Origin of the sequence: Bacillus cereus group sp. TH152-1LC (assembly GCF_027710505.1) — a bacterium.
Classification (GTDB): Bacteria; Bacillota; Bacilli; order Bacillales; family Bacillaceae_G; genus Bacillus_A; species Bacillus_A mobilis.
Genome location: NZ_JAQFNK010000023.1, coordinates 1 through 18,074 on the forward strand (window position 1 = coordinate 1; position 18,074 = coordinate 18,074).

The following is an 18,074-nucleotide window of genomic DNA, read 5'->3' on the forward strand; positions in this document are numbered from 1 at the left end:
CGCTTGAAAATAGTAGACAGAGTTGCTTATTGGCAGGTGTGGCAATTTTATTGAAAAGATTTTAAACAGGTTCTTAAGAAACCACCTTTATTATAATCTATTTCACAGATAAATTTCAGAATATTAAAAATTAACCAAGTGAAAAAGGAGGGATTTTATGCAACTACAGACCGAGGTAAAAAAGCAGCCGAGCAAACGAAAATTTAACATGCCTGACGCGTACGTACTACTATTTTTTATTGCCTTACTTTGTGCAATAGCTACATATTTCGTTCCTGCTGGAGAGTTTAAAAGAGTTACAAATGGTACTGTTACAACGACAATACCAGGAAGTTATCATTCTGTTCCACAATCGCCAGTAGGATTTGTTTCTTTTTTTACCGCTATTGAAAAAGGAATGACGCTTGCTGCTCCGATCATCTTCTTAATTTTATTTACAGGTGGAGCCATTGCCATTCTTGAAAAAACAGGTGCTCTTGACGGTTTAATCTATCATGTGATTAACAAATTTCGTAATCAGCAATTACTTTTCATTTGCATTGTCGCTGCACTCTTTTCTATTCTCGGAACGACTGGTATTATCGTAAACTCAGTTATTGGATTTATCCCCATCGGCATCATCGTTGCGCGCACATTAAAATGGGACGCTATCGTCGGCGTAGCAATTATTTATTTAGGCACTTATGCTGGTTTTAATGCTACTATTTTATCTCCCTCACCTTTAGGTATTTCACAAAAAATCGCAGAACTTCCGATGTTTTCGGGAATTGGTTTACGCACAGCAATCTATATCTCTTTTTTAATTGCCACCATTTTATATATTAATTGGTATGTAAAACGTTTAAAAAAATCGAATAAAGGAAGCATACTCGGAGATAACTGGTTTCCAAGTAATGCTCTTTCAAGTGAGAAAGAAATAGAGAAAACTGAAGTTCCTTGGACAATACGTCACAAATTAATTTTACTCGTTTCGGCTTTATCATTAATTGTATTTTTAATAGGTGCTTTCCATCTACATTGGACAGACGCCGAAATGACCGCTACTTTTATTTTCATCGCAATTACAGCGGGAATAATAGGTGGCATGAAAGCGAACGATATTGCTTCTACTTTTCTAGCAGGCTGCCAAAATCTCATTTACGGTGCTTTGATCGTCGGAATGGCTCGTTGTATTTCAGTCATTCTAGAACAAGGCAAATTACTTGATACAATTGTGAATCAGCTCGCACAGTCTCTCGAAGGACATAGCCCTGTATTTGGCGTTCTCGGTATGTATGTAAGTAGTGCAGCATTACATTTCCTCATTTCATCCGGGACAGGAGAATCTGTTATTTTCATTCCGATATTAGCTCCATTAGCTGATTTCATGCACATTACACGCCAAGTTACAGTACAAGCCGTTATGCTTGGAGAAGGTGTAGTGAACTGTCTCAATCCAACTTCCGGTGTTTTAATGGGCGTCCTCGCAGCTAGCGGCATTTCTTACGGAAAATGGATTCGATTTATGGCTCCACTTGCATTCATTTGGTTTATCATCGGACTTATTTTTCTTATTGTTGGTGTGAATATTGAGTGGGGACCTTATTAAAAGACCCATATTATACTTAACTTGATACAATATCTATTCTCCAATCCTATAAAAATCACTTATTCTAGTATAGATATAAACAGGGATTGATCACTATGATCAATCCCTTCTCTCAAAGTAAAATACCTTTAAGTATTTTACTTCCAAATTTTATTTACCCATTCCGGATGATCAATAAAAGGATTACGATTATGTTGATATTTCGTAAAAATCACTTCATTACGCTTTCGCTCTAAATCATCTACCGGGTCTTGTTCATTCCATTTTAGTAAAACGGATAGTTTGCCCATGTATGGATCTTTATTGTTATTCACCTTTTCATTTAATTCTAAGTCTATTTCGCCGTTGTCTCCTTCATAACGAACAGCCATGTAAAATAGCATTCTAGCGATATCTCCTTTTACACTATCACGAGGTTCCCAAGAATCACTATCGTATTTACATTCTGTCGCTTCCGAATGACTCACACCACCATTATCAAAATCCAGATTTCCACGTGAACTATTTACAGATACATCCGTCGCTCTTAAATGATGTAAATCTGTTCCAGCTCCTGCAGTCGTTCCAAAATCACCGTGAGACTTTGCCCAAACATGCTCTCGATTCCAATTATCAACTCCTGAACCATTCGTAAGTTTCCCTTGCGAACGCCCAGTATATAAGAGTATCACATTGTTTTTATTATTTGGATCTTCATCCGTATCTCTTAGTGCTTCCCAAACCGCACTGTATGATAACTTTGTATGATCATCAATAATGTTATGAAGTTCCTTCTTTAATTCTAAACCCGTTTTTCCTATTGCATTATTATAATATGTATCATCATAGCTTTTTACAGTAATCTCTTGTGGTGATGCAGAAGCTACTTCACCGTGTATGATATCTGTGAATGATAGAGATGCAGTACCTAAAATAAAAAATGAAGATAGTGTAACCATAGCAAGCTTTGTATTTCGAAACTTCATATACCCATTTCCCCTTTAACATATAATTTGAAGCTATTAACTAAAAAGTGCTCTCTAAACCCCAACAACTTTTAGAAAGCCATACCCACCCTTTTCTTTTTATTTAATACAAAAACTCTATTGAGTCTGTATCATTTCCACACTTTTGGTTTATCTACTTTTCACAAGGAATATCCTTCTCTAGTAAAGATTATTAAAATATTCTTTACAATTAAAAAGTAGTTTAATGTTAACTTATAAATTTCAATTTTTTTTATGCAATTATGCATATTTGATAAATCGACTTTTCCTTTTTCTATAACTGTCTTTATTTTTTGTGTAAAACCCTTCTTCCTCTGAAGAATAAGTACAAAAATAGATTGGATACCATGTAAGGCACCAATCTATTTTAATTAAAGAAACTGTGTCAATTCTGAGTTCACAACACGTTGTGCAGTAATGATAACACCTTCAGCTGTTAGTCCATAAACACTATATAGTCCACCAGGTTGATTAGGAACAATTTGAACTTCATATTCAAATGCTTGTCCAAAAGCAGGATGAACTAAACTTAGAGTTGCAAAAGTAGAAGCATTAGAATTCACATTGAAGTTTACCTGTTCAATTAATGCTAATGAACCGTCAAGTCTAAAAACTCTAGCTACTCCAGTAAGTGGGCCCGCAGTACGGTTAAGGATCTTCACCCTAACTCTATTTGCATTAGCAGGTTGATTTCCTACGTTTTCAATTGGTCCTGTAGTAAGAGCCATATAACATCACCTCCATTATATTATTATGATATTCAATGATAAACATTAATGTTTTAGTTTAATTAACCAATTTATTTTAAATAAAAAAGCTTGTTTCTTATATTTTTTAATAAGAAACAAACTTTTCTTTTTCAACTACTATTCCTAATATACTTTTATCAGTCTCGAAAACTTTTAAAGTTACTTGACGTTTATGTTGGGACAAAACTACTACTATTTATTTGGCAACGTATCAATATACTTTTTAACTACTTCATATACATATTCTTGATTTGCCGCCGCTGTATTTGGATTGTATTTTCCGCCGTTTGTTTTATTGTTAGATAATACTCGAATCCCTAAAAATGGTACATCATAAGCTTTTGCAATTTGCGCCGCTGCAGCACCTTCCATTTCTTCTACAGATGTTCCGTATTTTGTATGGAACCACTTAATTCTATCCACTTCATTATTCCAAAGGTCTGCTGAACCTATAGTCCCTTCAACCACTTTACCTTTTGTATATTTATCTTTTACCGCATTAGCTGCTGCAAGTAAATCCTTATCTCCCTCGTAGTATCGGATTTTCTCTGCATTTGGATCTTCTCCTGCACTACCTTCAGAAGCCATTAAGTCCATTGAAATCCATTTTGTTGGTTCAATCCCTTGATTCTCATCCATATTTGATGTTTTTAATGAACCTATGTTTGCTACTTGTTTTCCTAAAACAATATCAAATACGTTTAAATTAGGATCATGTCCACCCGATGTTCCTTGGTTAATAATCGCTATAGGCTTATATTTTTCAATAGCCACTGCTGTAGCGGCTGCTGTATTTTCCATTCCTTTACCTGTTTTCGCTACGATTACAGGATAATTGTCGACAGTGCCTTTATAAAATACGAAAGTTCCAGACTTTTCTTCTTTCACATTTTTTAACCTTTTTGCAAACTTCTCAGCCTCAATCGGCATTGGCCCTTGAATTAAAATAGGTTGTTGATTACTTTTCGCCTCTACTACTTGTTTTGGACTCGCATTACACCCCGCAAGTATTGAGAATGACAATACCGTAGTAGTTACTAGCGCCGCACACTTTTTCAGCATATTGTTCTTCATAAATAATCTCCTCTTTCTCTTGTTGTTTTCTATACTCGATGCTTTTGGTCCAAACAAAAAAGTTCTAGAAATTGTAGAAGAATCTCTACTTTCTAGAACTACGGTAGTCAAAGTTAATTGAGCAAAAGATAAAACAATTGCCAAATTATAGATCGGTAGCGCTCATTGAACAGCACGGCCGAATACTTTAACCCGTAGTCCAGTTCTTTCATTGGGAACTAGGTAGAAACGCTCGGACCATATTACCGAGTATATACGAGTGATGATGTGTAAAATTATTATATTGGTAATATATCAAACTTTTAGTGTGTACGCAATCTAAAAGTGAACATTTTTAACGAAATTATTTTTAATGTTCGTTTTTTTAAAGGTTAATCAATCTAATTAACCATTCCAAAATGAAAAACACCATAAAAAACTTATAATCCGAATACCAAACTAAATCCACCTACAACAACCGAGCTTTTACAAGCAATTAAGCTTTCTCACATCCGCCTTATATTGAGCTGGAAGTCTTCTCCCCCTCGTATTGCGAGATAAAACGCGCATCCATCCAATTCACAATTATTTCTTCCAACTCTAGATGAAGTGGCTTATCCGCACTTTCCACATAAATCTTTTTAAATTGTAACGCTTTAAAATCACCTTCAAAATATTTTAAGGTATGATCCATATTTTTTATTACATACACTTCAGAGTCACCTTGCACATAATCAACAATTCTCTTCGCTTTTTCAGGATTTGCCTGAAAGTCTTTATCACCAGCAATCGCTAACACCGGGCACGTTACTTTCATTAAATCTTTATAAATATCATGCTGAAAATGCTCTCTAAACCATTTTGCGTTCATTGGCTTAAAACCAATTTTTACAATATCTTTTTTTGAGTTTATCATTTTCTCTGTTGCTTTTTGCGCCTGCTTTTCTCCTCGTTTCTCAATATTGAGAAGACGCATTAACTTTCCTTTTATTCCTTTTTGCTCTTTTAACTCCTTATAAATAATCTCTCTTTGTCTTTTCGTAGCCTCTTCTAACGATTCCGCAGCTCCTGTAAGAAGTATGAGTCCATTAACTGGTGTTCTTGCGTTTACTACAGTTGCTAACATACACCCTTCACTATGACCAACTAAAATGATATTTTCCGGATCAACAAATGGTTGTTCTTTCAAATACGTAATCGTAGCCTCTATATCACTAACTAAATCCCACATTCCTGTCTTCTGAAATTCCCCTTCACTCTTTCCTACCCCGCGCTTATCAAAGCGAAGCGTTACTACTCCAAGTCTCGCTATTACATGTGATAAATCTTTGTAAATATTCGACGCAAGCTTTAACGGTACAATCATTCCATCACGATCAACTTCTCCAGATCCAGCGATAATGACAACAGCAGCATACTTCCCGTCAGCTTTCGGTTTCGTAATCGTACCGCGCAAAGTAAATTTACTATTTATCGCTACTTCATATTCATCAAAGGTCATTATATTTATCCTCCCTCTAATCTGTTATATCCAATTTGAATTTCAAACTCGCTATTATATTTTTGTACTCTCTTACATCTTTCATAGATGCGAAAATGGGGTTCTCTGCAATACCTTGTAGCATGCTTCGCTTTATAATTTCTTCATTTCTAACCGTTTTAGCACCGAGCGGAAATTCTGCAAACCATCCATCAATCGCATCAAAATATGAATCGCCGTGTAAATGCAGACTATTTACTGTGAAACTAGCTGCACAAACTGTTGCGTATTTCTGCAACATTTCTAATGCTCTTTCAAAATTTCCTTGCATACAATATACTTGTGCAGCAGCATAGTATACTTTTAAAGTCATATTGGGATGTAATGTTTCTATTTCATATATATCTATTAACATGAAAGCTCTATTTAAAATTACCTCTACCTTTTCAGCGCTTGAGGCATGTATTACTACATAATTCGGTATTGTCGCAACGAGGTGTATTAAATGTTGGTACATACTAATTTGCATCACTTCATTCGCCTTTTCAGCATTTCCAAGCATTTGATACGCTTGTGCGATTAAATCCTCTTCTGGAAAATTAGGACGTATCATTTCGCCAAATAATTGAAGCACCTCATTTGGTTTATTGAGTATAAGATAGCAAGTTGCTTGAAACGATGCCGCCTCTTTCACAAGAGAAACATCATCACTCTCTTCCTGCACCCTGATAAAGAGAGACATTGCCTCTTCTAAAATTTCAGTTCTTTTATCCGTATCCTCTGTTAACATGTGGTGGTTTATAAAAAGTAGTCCCATTTGAAGTAATAACGGAAAACAAGAATAATATTTTTTAATCATTTCTCTGCATTCCAACATTACTTCATCAAATGGTTCTTCACTAAATGCTTCCGCTAGTCTATGATATAAATTTTTAATATCTTCCTGCTCCATTTGTGGTGTATAACTAATTAGTTCATCAACACTTATGTTAAAGTACGATGCTAACAGTGGTAAAAATGTAATATCCGGATAACTCTGCCCTGTCTCCCATTTGGAAACAGATGCCTTCGTAATACCGATATACGCCGCTAACTCTTCCTGTGTAATTCCCTTTTCTTTTCTCTTATCCGCAATAATTTTATGAATCTGAATTTCTCTCACTGTATCACCTCATACTTTTATTATATGTACTATATTCTATACAAAATATGGATTTAAAGTCGACTTTCGTTAACAAAATCAACTGTTAGGAAACATCTCCCTAAAATGAAAGGCAGGAACATTTTTGAAATGTTCCTGCCTTTTTATTGCGGGCTACCGATACGTGGTCATCTAGCTAAGATTTTGAAGTGCTGCAAAATCAAAAAATTCATCTCAATACAGTTTTTTATGAAAACCCAGTGAACAGCTTAATTGCATAATTTTCGATATAGGAAGTTATCAAATCTATTCAATTAAACCAACTATATCAAGAAAAATTATAGTAGTTATTATTGCGATAACTGCTATAAGAAATTTAAATCTAAATTTAATCTTAATACCTAGCTTCTCTGGAATAAAATATATTCCCAAACCCATACTAATACGCCCTATTAATAAATATAATTGAAATAAAAATTCGTTATTTATTTTTCCCTTAATATATACTTTACTGTAATCAAACAATAGGAAATATATTAAAACAATGATTAAGTAAAGAATATATAATTTCACATAGTTTCTCATTTTAGTTTTTTTCAAAATACTTTATACTCCTTTTAGATGCTCAATCAATTTATAAATTTCAATCTATTATTTCTCCCTTTATCAATGCCCCAAATTGTTTAAACATGTGATTCCCCCCTTATTATCAAGACGGTCTCAATTATAATAGATTCGTGTAAGTAGTAAAGAATTCCTCTTGTATATTCTATACACATCTAATTGACATAACGTCTCTCTGAAATGAAAGGGAGGAACATATTTGATATGTTCCTCCCTTTTTATTGTGGGATCCGATATATGGCCATCTAGCTAAAATTTTGAAGTGCTGCAAAATCAAATATTTTATCTCACCACAGTTTTCTATGAGAATCCAGTGAACAGCTTATTTGCAAAATTTTCATTAGCGAAAGTTGTTTAATGATCTATTTTTTATTTTTTAACTCCAGCATCTTAATTGTCATCGTCTTCACTAGAAAAAATATAAAAGATTGTGGAAATCTTATTTCTTATTGCTTCGTCAAAACATTTAAGTGATTCCTCAGCTTCACTATCACTTTCATATAAATTTCGATTAGCAATAAAACGGTCTAAAATATCTATTACCTCCCACCCTTCATTATTGACGTACTTTTTCGCTCTATTCAATGCGTTTTTTTCATTTATTGATTTAACCCAACAATTTATATATGCACCTACACATTCTTCTTTTTCTGGATTATCTGGGTGTGGGATAGCCTCTAACTGAAAAAAATATATAGTCATAGTGCCCTCCTACTAAACTTTTCCTTAATTATAACGATTTCTTATTCAACTAAACAGACCGTTAATTAAATAAGGAACAATGTATAACATGTACATATGAGGTTAACATAACGTCTCATCATCCGTAGCGAGGAAAAAGGAGAACCCTGCTCTCACAAGGAAATCTTTTTTAGTTCTATGAATCTATACTTTTTTTATACATTCCTATCCTAACGTGGTTTTAATGTTATTGTTTGTTACTGGATTAGCCAAAAAAACTGTATAAAATCTTGCATACTCTTAGCGTGGGGTATTTCCAAAATACTCGCCCCCCAATACGTGCTTTCTTATGGGTATTTCTTGAACCCTCATTCCCCCTCCCATCCCTTTGTCTATCTTTAAGAGTAACTCGGCTTGTTTATTTAATTGCAACGAGGCATCGCCCTCCTCCCAAAGCCAAACAAACAATTCAGATCACATGCCTATATCAAACTAAACAGTCAATCTTTATTCAGTTTGTAAATAAAAAAGGATAATCAGCCCCATAATGGACTAACTATCCTATAACTTCTTATCTAAACTTAATAAAACTAAAACTTCTCATCCTATGTATCATTATTTCGTTATCTCACCAAACTGCGCTCTCGTCACTTTCGCCAAGTCATCCACATTCAGCTCAATTTGTATACCAATTTTCCCACCGCTTACTATGATCGTTTCAAGCGATTGCGCACTCTCATCAATGCACGTTGAAAATAACTTCTTCATTCCGACTGGTGAACAACCACCGCGAATATATCCTGACACTTTTGTAATATCTTTTACAGGAATCATTTCAATTTTCTTTTCACTAACTGCTTTTGCAGCAGCTTTTAAATTTAGTTCTTCATCTACCGGGATGATAAACACATGATAATTTTTACTATTTCCTTGAGCGATTAACGTTTTATATACTTCTCTCACTTCTCGTCCAATTTTCTCGGCTACTGATACACCATCAATTTTTCCATCTTCCGGATCATATGACATCATCGAATATTCGATCTTTTCTTTATCTAATATTCGCATCGCATTTGTTTTATCTTTTTTCATGGGTTTCTCCTTAAAAAGTTATTTCATATTATTAAGTTTTATTATACACCCTTTTCCATTTCTCCTACATAACTTCACGTATATTTCAAGACTAAAAATATTGATAATTCAAAAATCATCTGATATAATTTGGAAAAACTTATGTTAAGGAGAGATTCGTAATGCGAAATGTTAATACTTCTTTCCAACTTCATCATCATACGTAACGCCGTGTATCCGAAGAAAAAATTTTCTTCGTGGGTACAGGGCTTTTCCTGTTGACCCACGAAGCGTTCATAAAGCTATGTGGGTGTTTTTATACCCGCATAGCTTTTTTTAATTTAAAAAGGAGTGATTACAATGGAAATGAAAAATGTAAAAGGAACGAAAGACTATTTACCAGAGGAACAAGTGTTGCGAAATACAATTAAAAGAGCTTGTGAAGACACGTTTGAACGATACGGATGTAAACCGTTAGAAACACCAACGTTAAATATGTATGAGCTTATGTCTTACAAGTACGGTGGTGGCGATGAAATATTAAAAGAAATATATACACTTAGGGATCAAGGAAATCGTGACCTTTCCTTACGCTACGATTTAACCATTCCATTCGCAAAAGTCGTGGCAATGAATCCGAACATCCGTCTCCCTTTTAAACGGTATGAAATTGGAAAAGTCTTTCGAGATGGGCCAATTAAACAAGGAAGATTTCGTGAGTTCATACAATGTGACGTTGATATCGTTGGTGTAGAATCAGTCATGGCAGAAGCCGAACTTATGAGCATGGCGTTTGAACTGTTCCGAACGTTAAACTTAGAAGTAACAATCCAATATAATAATCGAAAATTGTTAAACGGTATTCTCGAGTCCATTAACATTCCTAGTGAACGAACGAGTGACGTCATTTTATCATTAGACAAAATCGAAAAAATTGGGATTGATGGTGTACGAAAAGATGTATTAGAGCGCGGAATTACTGAAGAAATGGCTGATACGATATGTAATACCGTTTTATCTTATCTAAAGCTTTCAATTGCTGACTTTACAGAAGCTTTCAATACTCCACTCGTTGCCGAAGGAGTAAACGAATTACAACAATTACAGCAATATTTAATCGCTCTCGGAATAAATGAAAATGCTATATTCAATCCATTTTTAGCACGAGGACTTACAATGTATACAGGTACCGTGTATGAAATCTTTTTAAAAGATGGGTCGATTACATCCAGCATCGGTAGTGGCGGTCGATATGATAATATTATTGGAGCATTCCGTGGTGATGATATGAGCTATCCAACAGTCGGTATTTCATTCGGTTTAGACGTTATTTATACAGCACTATCACAGAAAGAAACGATATCATCTACAGCGGATGTATTTATCATCCCACTCGGGACAGAATTACAATGCTTACAAATTGCCCAGCAATTACGTGCTACTACTTCCTTAAAAGTCGAACTCGAACTAGCAGGCCGCAAATTAAAACGTGCCCTTAATTATGCCAATAAAGAGAATATCCCTTATGTGCTTATTATTGGAGAAGAAGAACTTAATACAGAAACCGTTATGCTGCGGAATATGAAGGAAGGTAGTGAAGTGAAGGTTCCCCTTTCTTCTTTAAATAGTTATTTATAATACGAACCACCCTCGTTTGGGTGGTTTTTCTATTTTATAGACAACTCAACATTCAGTTAACATAAAATAATTATATTCTACTAAAAACCACAAATATTTAACATCTAATCCCCTGTTATTTTTGGTAATATATAGATATTAATAATTTTAGGAGGATTTACTTTGAAAACTTACATACAAGCACTAAAGTGGACCACAGGTATCTATCATCTTTTCTTACTTCCTTGTTATTATTTATTTCCAAGTCTTGTTAACTTATATGGGATACCTTTACTACTATTGATTGCTTTACATATCACTACTATTTTATTAGCTAAAAAAGCAGGCATGAATACGTATCCTCATTCTATCGGTATTATCGTTACCCTATTTGCCTTCTTTCCTTATATAGAACTGGTTCTACATTTTATAGCAGCCGTTTTCCTTTTATTAGATGCAATTTCCACTACTAAAAAGAAAGTTTTTGATTTATAGCAAAATCAATAGCACATCCCTAGAATAGATTCACATGCGTTTTAATGACAACCAAAATTTTAGAAAATAAAAAATAAAAGGTGTCTTCACCTATGGAAAACACCTTTTATTTCTCCAACTCTTAACTATTATTTTTCGTATTCCTACTCTCCAAAACTTTCTCCATATTATGAGTTGCCCATTCCATCATTAATAAAATCATTGGACGTAGTGATTCACCAAGCTCAGTTAATGAATATTCTACTTTTGGCGGCACTTCACGGTATACTTCACGATGTATGATGCCATCTGCTTCAAGTTCTCTCAGCTGCAGTGTTAACATTCTTTGTGTGATATTAGGTTTTAATCTTTTTAATTCATTAAACCTCTTTGTACCATCTAATAAATGATACAAAATAACTCCTTTCCATTTTCCACCAATAACCTCAACCATAGCTTCCACTGGACAAGAATATTTATTTAAAAATGGGTAATTTATATTATTTTCGTTTGAACAATCCATAATAAATCCCTTCCCTTACCAATAGTATCTTTTTTGATACTATAACACATAAATGTGCGTACTTGTATCCATGTTACTTTAAAAATATAATTTACTTACAAAAATAATTTAATGAAAAGAGGAACTTTTATGACACATACAAACCAATTTACAAAAGAAAAAATTATGGAGGCTTTTCATTTCAGACATGCATGTAAAGAGTTCGATCCTATGCACAAAATTTCAGAAGAGGACTTTAAATTCATTTTAGAAACAGGCAGATTATCTCCTTCTTCTTTTGGATATGAACCTTGGAAATTTATTGTCGTACAAAATAAAGAAGTAAGAGAAAAACTACAACCATATTCATGGGGCGCTGGTGGGCAACTTGCAACAGCTAGTCACTTTGTCATTGTTCTTTCAAGAAACATTAAAGATATGCATTATGATGCAGAGTATATTAAATATATGATGAACGATATTATTGGATTGCCTGAAGACACTCAAAAAATTAGATATGAATTCTTCAAAAAGTTCCAGGAAACAGATTTTAACTTATTACAATCCGATCGTGCTGTATTTGATTGGGCATCTAAGCAATCTTATATTGCTTTAGGTAATATGATGACGAGTGCAGCTCAAATTGGCATTGACTCTTGTCCAATAGAAGGATTTGATAAAGAGAAAGTAGATTCTTTACTTCGTCAAGAAGGCATTATAAAAGATGATAATCTTGAAGTGTCTGTTATGGTTGCCTTTGGTTACCGTAAAGAAGATCCAAAACGTGATAAAACAAGACAAAATATGGATACAATTGTTGAATGGATTAAGTAATATAGCACTCACAAATAAAACTCCTTCTAGCTAAATACTTATTCTATTGAAGAATCAGTTGTTTTTCTAATGTATGAAATTGATTTTTCATGGAAAGATATGTTAGTATGTATACAGTTTGAGCGCTCTATTTTTTAGAGTCGAACAGGAGGAGAATGGATATGTCTGATATTGAAGTTGGCGAAGTGTTTACTCTCAGTGATGAGAATAATGAGGATCAGGAAGTAGAAGTACTTGGAGCGATGGATGTCGAAGGTGCAGAATATATTGCAGTTGCTTTCGTAGAAGACATTCAAACAGATTCTGAGGAAGACATTGATATTTTCTTTTTAAAAGTAGAAGAAGATAATGAGTTTTCATACATTGAAAATGATGAAGAGTTTGATAAAGTATCTGCTGCTTTTGATAAAATTTTGGACGAGCAAGAGCAAGAATAATATGAATGAAAAACACGAGGGCGGATACATATCCGCCCTCTTTTTATTTATCCCCCTATTCGCCGGGCAGTAAGACTCCCACCTCAAAATTCAGTAAATGCGGAGGAGTTAGGTAGGAGATCAACTGCCCGTAAAAGCCCGATTGGTGAGGGCTGATAATCAGTGGGGATGGACAAAACCCCCACTGATTAAAGTTTCACTTTATCACTCATCCAAAGACTTATGCAACAAGTCCAGTACATCTTTCATCACAAAAGGACCGTCTTTTTTCACATGCTCAGCGAATTCAGAAACGAGACGTAATGTTTTTACACTTTCAATCGGATGCCCTCCTGACGCACTTTCAGCAGAAAGCATAACAGCATTCGTTCCGTCCAGTACAGCTTGAAACACATCCGTTACCTCAGCCCTTGTTGGAATAGAATGATCTACCATTGATTGAAGCATTTGTGTCGCTGTAATAACATATGTACTCGTTCGATTACATTCCTGAATCATCAGTTTCTGCAAGAGCGGAATAAATTGATACGGCAACTCTACCCCTAAATCGCCCCTTGCAATCATAATTCCGTCTGCTTCTTTACATATATCTTGAAAATTCTCGATCGCTTCCATCGTTTCTATTTTTGCAATTACATTAGGTGATGTTTCTTTATACTGTTGTATAAAATCTCGTATTTCTTTTATATGACTAGGTTTTCTTACGAAAGAACATGCGATAAAATCAACATCCTCTTCTAAAAGAAACTGAATATCTTTTTTATCTTTCTCTGTTATAGCTGGTAAACGAACGATTGCCCCTGGTAAGTTCACCCCTTTATGAGATGAAATATTACCACCTGTTTTCACCTTTGTTTCTATTTTATCCGTACTTATCTTTTCAACGATTAACTCAACTTCGCCATCATTAATTAAAATTCTACTGCCAACTTTCACATCATTCACGATTCCTTCATAATCAACGCTCGCTTCTTTATTGCTCCCTGTAACTGCTTGCGTATGTAAAGTAAAAGAATCTCCCGCCTGAAGTGCAATTTGTTCTCCGTTTATTTCATCTAATCTTATTTTAGGACCTTGTACATCCCCTAAAATTTTAATAGAATCGTCTAGCGATTTGACTAAACGAATAATATCTTTATGACTTTCATGCGTGCCATGTGATAAATTCAACCGCACTATTTTCATACCATTGTTTATTAACTGCGCTAACGTTTCTTTATTATTACTTGCTGGCCCAATTGTACAAACTCGATCGATTGTCATTTTTATCACCATCCTTTTTTAGATAAGTTTCCCACATAACCTTAAAAATAACAGAGATCATGAAATGAACAGATTTAAATTTACACGAATTTCATAAAGTTAAACCTATTTCCCTTGCTGGCTAAGCATTAGAAGAGATATTCGATTTTTTACAAATGAAGAAATGTTGAATCAAAAGTAAAAGGTAAGTTAAGTATGGGACAAGTTATTGAGAGTTTCAAATTTTTCATATATTGTATGAAATGAGTTCGAACTCAAAAATTTAAAAAAGGTGGGAAAATTAGTGAATATGAAAAAATCTTTAGCGGTGGCAACTTTAGGGTTAGCGGTTTTAGGTTTTGGTTTTACTAATAACGCAAGTGCTTCAGAGGTGGGCACTGCAGACAAGCAGCCTGTTTTAGTTGACTCTGATACTGTTCAATCAGCAAAAACATCTAATGTTCCTAGTTTGACTGTTGCAGCTGCACCTAAGAATGACTCTAACATTAGCGTGTATACTCCCTTTTTCGGTAACCCATATGCAGTTGCTAAATCGAAATCAACTACGATCGAAGACTATATTTATGCAAAAGCAAGAACTTTCAATGGCGATGGCTCATTAGTGAATACGAAAAGTAATAGTGCCAAAAAATCAACTTATGTAAGTGCTACAGCAACCAATACAAGTGTTTATTATGGAGATGATTACGCTATTGGTAATCATACCTATAAATTAAATGGTTATAATGATGTGAATCACGAAACAAAAGCTTCCTGGTAAGAAAGAGAAAAAAGATATGCATCTTGCATATCTTTTTTCTCTTAAATTTTAAATATATTGAGGTGCTATTTATGAAACAAATGTATATTATTATCAGTGTTATACTTATTTCGTTAATTATAATTTATGTTTTGTTCCCTACTTCAATCATACAACCACATACATCTCCTAAAGAAAATAAGCGAGAGCAACAAACCAATACTATTTCTTACGGGTTGAAGAATACTAAAGGTCAGCATATTAACAATGGTAGTGAAATTACTATGGCGAATAATAAAATAAATGTATCGTTATCATTCATACATAATGTTGATGAAGACCGAAAATATGGATTAATTGTCCTAGAAGATTACGAACAAAAACCTTTTAAAATAGAAGAAGCTGCTAATGAAGTATCACACTATTCTTTTGATATGAAACCAAATAGTTCAATTACTACGAAAATCTCTTTACACACTTCTCCTCATGCAAGTGAATTAACCTTTTTAATCATTAAAAAACCTGAATATAAGTTAAAAGATAATGACTTAAATAAAGCGATTATATTAGAAGAGATTTTAAGTATGCGATACTCAATAAATTCTACTCAGGAGGGAAGCGAAAAAACAAAGCTCACCTTTATAGATCCAAATGCCATTTTAAAAGATGATCTTTATGAACCATTATTTGTTACGAACAATGAACAGAACTTACAAACTGTCCTCTCTGAAAAAGAAGGCAAACAATTAACCTTATCAAATGGTAATGAAACAAAAGATGAAATGACTTACGCAATCGTGGCATTTAAAGATTGGGAACAAGTTGAAATATTTAATAATAATAAAGTCGTTTATACTGCGGTTGCACCTGAAACAAGACAAATCTTCAATTTCACATTGCCTTCAGTGGATCAAGAAAGTAATTTTCAGCTCGTCGCTTTTCCATTTCCTTATAAAACTAGTGAAGAAGATTATGTCAGTCAACAAGCATTCGGTTCATTTCGTATCGTAATTGAAAATAAATAGGCTTTTACAACAATAAAAAAAGCCTACTTCCACAGTAGGCTTTTGAAACTACGAAAGTTTCGTCAATAACTGATTTAAATCTTTTTTCGTTTTCGCCGTTAATGACTTCATTTTATTAATATCTATCTTTTCTTTCTCCGCTCCTACAATTAACGGATACATACTTTGTCCGATTGTTTTAGATTCAGCTGGATGTGATGCTTCTAACTCTTTCTCGATTACATCCCACTTTTCATTAATTTGTTTTCCAAGTTTATTTACTGTTTCTAATTTAGGATTTGCAGCTAATTGCTTGTCTAAACTTTCAATTAACGCAGCAACTTCTTTAACATTTGTTTTCACAGCTACGCTTTTCTTCGGATCTTTCGTTGTTTTTCCGTTTGAATTTGTACTTGTACTTTGATCTGTTGTTTTTCCGCTAGTCGTTTGGTCATTCATTTTTCCTGTCGTCTCTTTTTCTTTTGTTTTCACATTCTCATTTTGAGATGATGTTTTACCGTTACTTTCCGTCCCTGATGATTCTTTCGTATTTTTTGCATCTTTATCTCCTTTTTCATTCGAAGAAGTATTTGTTTCTTTTTCATTATCTTTCGTTGTTTTTGACGTCTCATCTGCATTTGTCGTTTTTACTTCTCCTTCATTTTGCGCTGTTACTTGTTCTTTCTTTTCTTTCTCTTTATCTGCTGAAGGGCTACAAGCTGCCATAGTAAGCATTGTACCAATTGTTATCGATGCGATAGCGACCTTTTTCATTTTCATATAAATCCCCCTATGTTTATATAATTTATCCTCCCCTTTACGATTCGATTTCCCCTTAAAAAATCCCTTTTCATACGAATAACCATCTTTCCGACAGTAATCTTCATAATAATACGTACAAAAAACGATAAACCTATTCGAACATTCGAGTTTCTTCTACTACATTTTTCTCCGCTCTAGCAAAAGAAAAAGAGTATATTGTCACATGAAGAAATGCTATCTTCATATGACGATATACTCTCCTATCAAATTTTTATCTTTCTTGACATTTTATTTAAACAAAAAAATAAAATTTTCTTTCCTTTTTTTGTTTCTCAACCATTGTTAACATAATATATTTATGAGTAACCACCATTTGAATGAATAACTTGACCCGTAATCCACTTTGCTTCTTCACTTACTAAAAAAGAAATTAAGCGTGCTGCATCTGACGGTTCCCCTACTTTACCTTGCGGAAACTTCCACACTAAATGATGCTTCAGCTCCTCCGTAATCCATCCTGTATTCGTCGGTCCTGGATCAACTGCATTTACTGTAATCCCCTTCTCCATCGCAACTGGTGCTACTGATTTTGTAAATGCTTCAATTGCTCCTTTCGTCGCTACGTATGCTAGTTCATCTGGCATCGGACCTAACGACTGCCCTGAAGTAAGATTAATAATACTGCCACTCGTTTTCAGTGCATAATGTTTTATAAATAATGAACTTAATAACATCGTAGCGCGTACATTCACTGTATAATGTTTATCTAACTGCTCTACATTTAATTCTTCAATTCTCGTATGAGTAGCATACGCTGCATTATTAATTAAAATAGATGGATCACCTAAACTTTCAATCTCCTCTTTCAACAAAAAGGGCTCTTTGTCATGCATTCCCCACGGCATCGCTTTATCATACTGAGACCAGTACGTGAAAAAAATGTCTATCCCTTCTTGAGCAAGCACCTTGCATACAGCTGCACCAATTCCATTCAGACGAGTTGCCCCTGTTACAATTGCTATTTTCTTCACCTTTTCTCCTCCATCTATGGATAAATCCCCTGCACGAA

Annotated in this window: 19 protein-coding genes and 1 riboswitch; of the genes, 7 read left to right on the top strand and 12 right to left on the bottom strand. The window is 34.2% G+C overall.

Translation table 11 applies throughout. From position 1 onward, the window contains the following. Nucleotides 1-157 precede the first annotated feature (157 nt). On the top strand, nt 158-1,588 hold the full coding sequence (locus PDL00_RS28940; protein WP_270732972.1) for a YfcC family protein: 1,431 nt from the start codon (nt 158-160) through the stop codon (nt 1,586-1,588). Nucleotides 1,589-1,725: 137 nt separating this feature from the next. Here the strand turns inward: PDL00_RS28940 and PDL00_RS28945 are convergent, their stop codons facing one another. The 8 genes from PDL00_RS28945 to ybaK all read right to left on the bottom strand — a co-directional run bounded on the left by PDL00_RS28945 (nt 1,726) and on the right by ybaK (nt 9,394). Then, complete coding sequence (locus PDL00_RS28945) at nt 1,726-2,553, bottom strand: endonuclease I family protein (protein WP_270732974.1); 828 nt, start codon at nt 2,551-2,553, stop codon at nt 1,726-1,728. 392 nt (nt 2,554-2,945) lie between these two features. Further along, the gene (locus tag PDL00_RS28950) at nt 2,946-3,302 is read right to left on the bottom strand and encodes an ATPase (RefSeq protein ID WP_242255925.1); all 357 of its coding nucleotides are present in this window, start codon (nt 3,300-3,302) and stop codon (nt 2,946-2,948) included. A 213-nt stretch (nt 3,303-3,515) separates the two neighbouring features. Beyond that, complete coding sequence (locus tag PDL00_RS28955; RefSeq protein WP_242255928.1) at nt 3,516-4,397, bottom strand: 5'-methylthioadenosine/S-adenosylhomocysteine nucleosidase; 882 nt, start codon at nt 4,395-4,397, stop codon at nt 3,516-3,518. Between the two features lie 175 nt (nt 4,398-4,572). Further along, a riboswitch (purine riboswitch) is annotated at nt 4,573-4,676 on the bottom strand. A gap of 217 nt (nt 4,677-4,893) precedes the next feature. Beyond that, the gene (locus tag PDL00_RS28960) at nt 4,894-5,877 is read right to left on the bottom strand and encodes an alpha/beta hydrolase family protein (RefSeq protein ID WP_242255930.1); all 984 of its coding nucleotides are present in this window, start codon (nt 5,875-5,877) and stop codon (nt 4,894-4,896) included. A 16-nt stretch (nt 5,878-5,893) separates the two neighbouring features. After that, nucleotides 5,894-7,018 carry a helix-turn-helix domain-containing protein gene (locus tag PDL00_RS28965; RefSeq protein ID WP_270732978.1) on the bottom strand — a complete coding sequence of 375 codons (1,125 nt, stop codon included), beginning with the start codon at nt 7,016-7,018 and terminating at the stop codon, nt 5,894-5,896. A gap of 285 nt (nt 7,019-7,303) precedes the next feature. After that, nucleotides 7,304-7,597: a hypothetical protein gene (locus PDL00_RS28970; protein WP_242255934.1), complete on the bottom strand. Its 294-nt coding sequence runs from the start codon at nt 7,595-7,597 to the stop codon at nt 7,304-7,306. 414 nt (nt 7,598-8,011) lie between these two features. After that, nucleotides 8,012-8,323 (bottom strand): hypothetical protein, encoded by a 312-nt coding sequence (locus tag PDL00_RS28975; RefSeq protein WP_242255935.1) that lies wholly within the window; start codon nt 8,321-8,323, stop codon nt 8,012-8,014. Nucleotides 8,324-8,917: 594 nt separating this feature from the next. Then, nucleotides 8,918-9,394: a Cys-tRNA(Pro) deacylase gene (ybaK, locus tag PDL00_RS28980; RefSeq protein WP_242255937.1), complete on the bottom strand. Its 477-nt coding sequence runs from the start codon at nt 9,392-9,394 to the stop codon at nt 8,918-8,920. 339 nt (nt 9,395-9,733) lie between these two features. Between ybaK and PDL00_RS28985 the strand changes: the two genes are divergently transcribed. Further along, the gene (locus tag PDL00_RS28985; protein ID WP_270732981.1) at nt 9,734-11,011 is read left to right on the top strand and encodes a histidine--tRNA ligase; all 1,278 of its coding nucleotides are present in this window, start codon (nt 9,734-9,736) and stop codon (nt 11,009-11,011) included. A gap of 162 nt (nt 11,012-11,173) precedes the next feature. Then, nucleotides 11,174-11,485, top strand: a complete 312-nt coding sequence (locus tag PDL00_RS28990) for a hypothetical protein (protein WP_270732983.1) — start codon at nt 11,174-11,176, stop codon at nt 11,483-11,485. A 121-nt stretch (nt 11,486-11,606) separates the two neighbouring features. On the opposite strand, the gene PDL00_RS28995 is transcribed toward PDL00_RS28990, so the two are convergent. Then, nucleotides 11,607-11,987: a winged helix-turn-helix transcriptional regulator gene (locus PDL00_RS28995; protein WP_000340656.1), complete on the bottom strand. Its 381-nt coding sequence runs from the start codon at nt 11,985-11,987 to the stop codon at nt 11,607-11,609. Nucleotides 11,988-12,116: 129 nt separating this feature from the next. Here PDL00_RS28995 and PDL00_RS29000 point away from each other — a divergent pair, with 129 nt between their 5' ends. After that, complete coding sequence (locus tag PDL00_RS29000; protein WP_242255944.1) at nt 12,117-12,800, top strand: NAD(P)H-dependent oxidoreductase; 684 nt, start codon at nt 12,117-12,119, stop codon at nt 12,798-12,800. 155 nt (nt 12,801-12,955) lie between these two features. Beyond that, on the top strand, nt 12,956-13,237 hold the full coding sequence (locus PDL00_RS29005) for a DUF1292 domain-containing protein (protein WP_097819705.1): 282 nt from the start codon (nt 12,956-12,958) through the stop codon (nt 13,235-13,237). Between the two features lie 204 nt (nt 13,238-13,441). Here the strand turns inward: PDL00_RS29005 and PDL00_RS29010 are convergent, their stop codons facing one another. Continuing rightward, nucleotides 13,442-14,512: a pyruvate kinase gene (locus PDL00_RS29010; protein WP_270732985.1), complete on the bottom strand. Its 1,071-nt coding sequence runs from the start codon at nt 14,510-14,512 to the stop codon at nt 13,442-13,444. Between the two features lie 271 nt (nt 14,513-14,783). On the opposite strand from PDL00_RS29010, the gene PDL00_RS29015 reads away from it, so the two are divergent. Continuing rightward, complete coding sequence (locus tag PDL00_RS29015) at nt 14,784-15,260, top strand: XoxI protein (protein ID WP_098586205.1); 477 nt, start codon at nt 14,784-14,786, stop codon at nt 15,258-15,260. Between the two features lie 71 nt (nt 15,261-15,331). Continuing rightward, entirely contained in the window at nt 15,332-16,264 is a 933-nt protein-coding gene (locus tag PDL00_RS29020; protein ID WP_270732988.1) for a hypothetical protein, read from the top strand. 48 nt (nt 16,265-16,312) lie between these two features. On the opposite strand, the gene PDL00_RS29025 is transcribed toward PDL00_RS29020, so the two are convergent. Together PDL00_RS29025 and PDL00_RS29030 are read right to left on the bottom strand one after the other, a co-directional pair. Continuing rightward, nucleotides 16,313-17,023: a hypothetical protein gene (locus tag PDL00_RS29025; protein WP_270732991.1), complete on the bottom strand. Its 711-nt coding sequence runs from the start codon at nt 17,021-17,023 to the stop codon at nt 16,313-16,315. 338 nt (nt 17,024-17,361) lie between these two features. Continuing rightward, nucleotides 17,362-18,036, bottom strand: a complete 675-nt coding sequence (locus PDL00_RS29030; RefSeq protein ID WP_270732994.1) for an SDR family oxidoreductase — start codon at nt 18,034-18,036, stop codon at nt 17,362-17,364. Nucleotides 18,037-18,074: the final 38 nt, after the last annotated feature.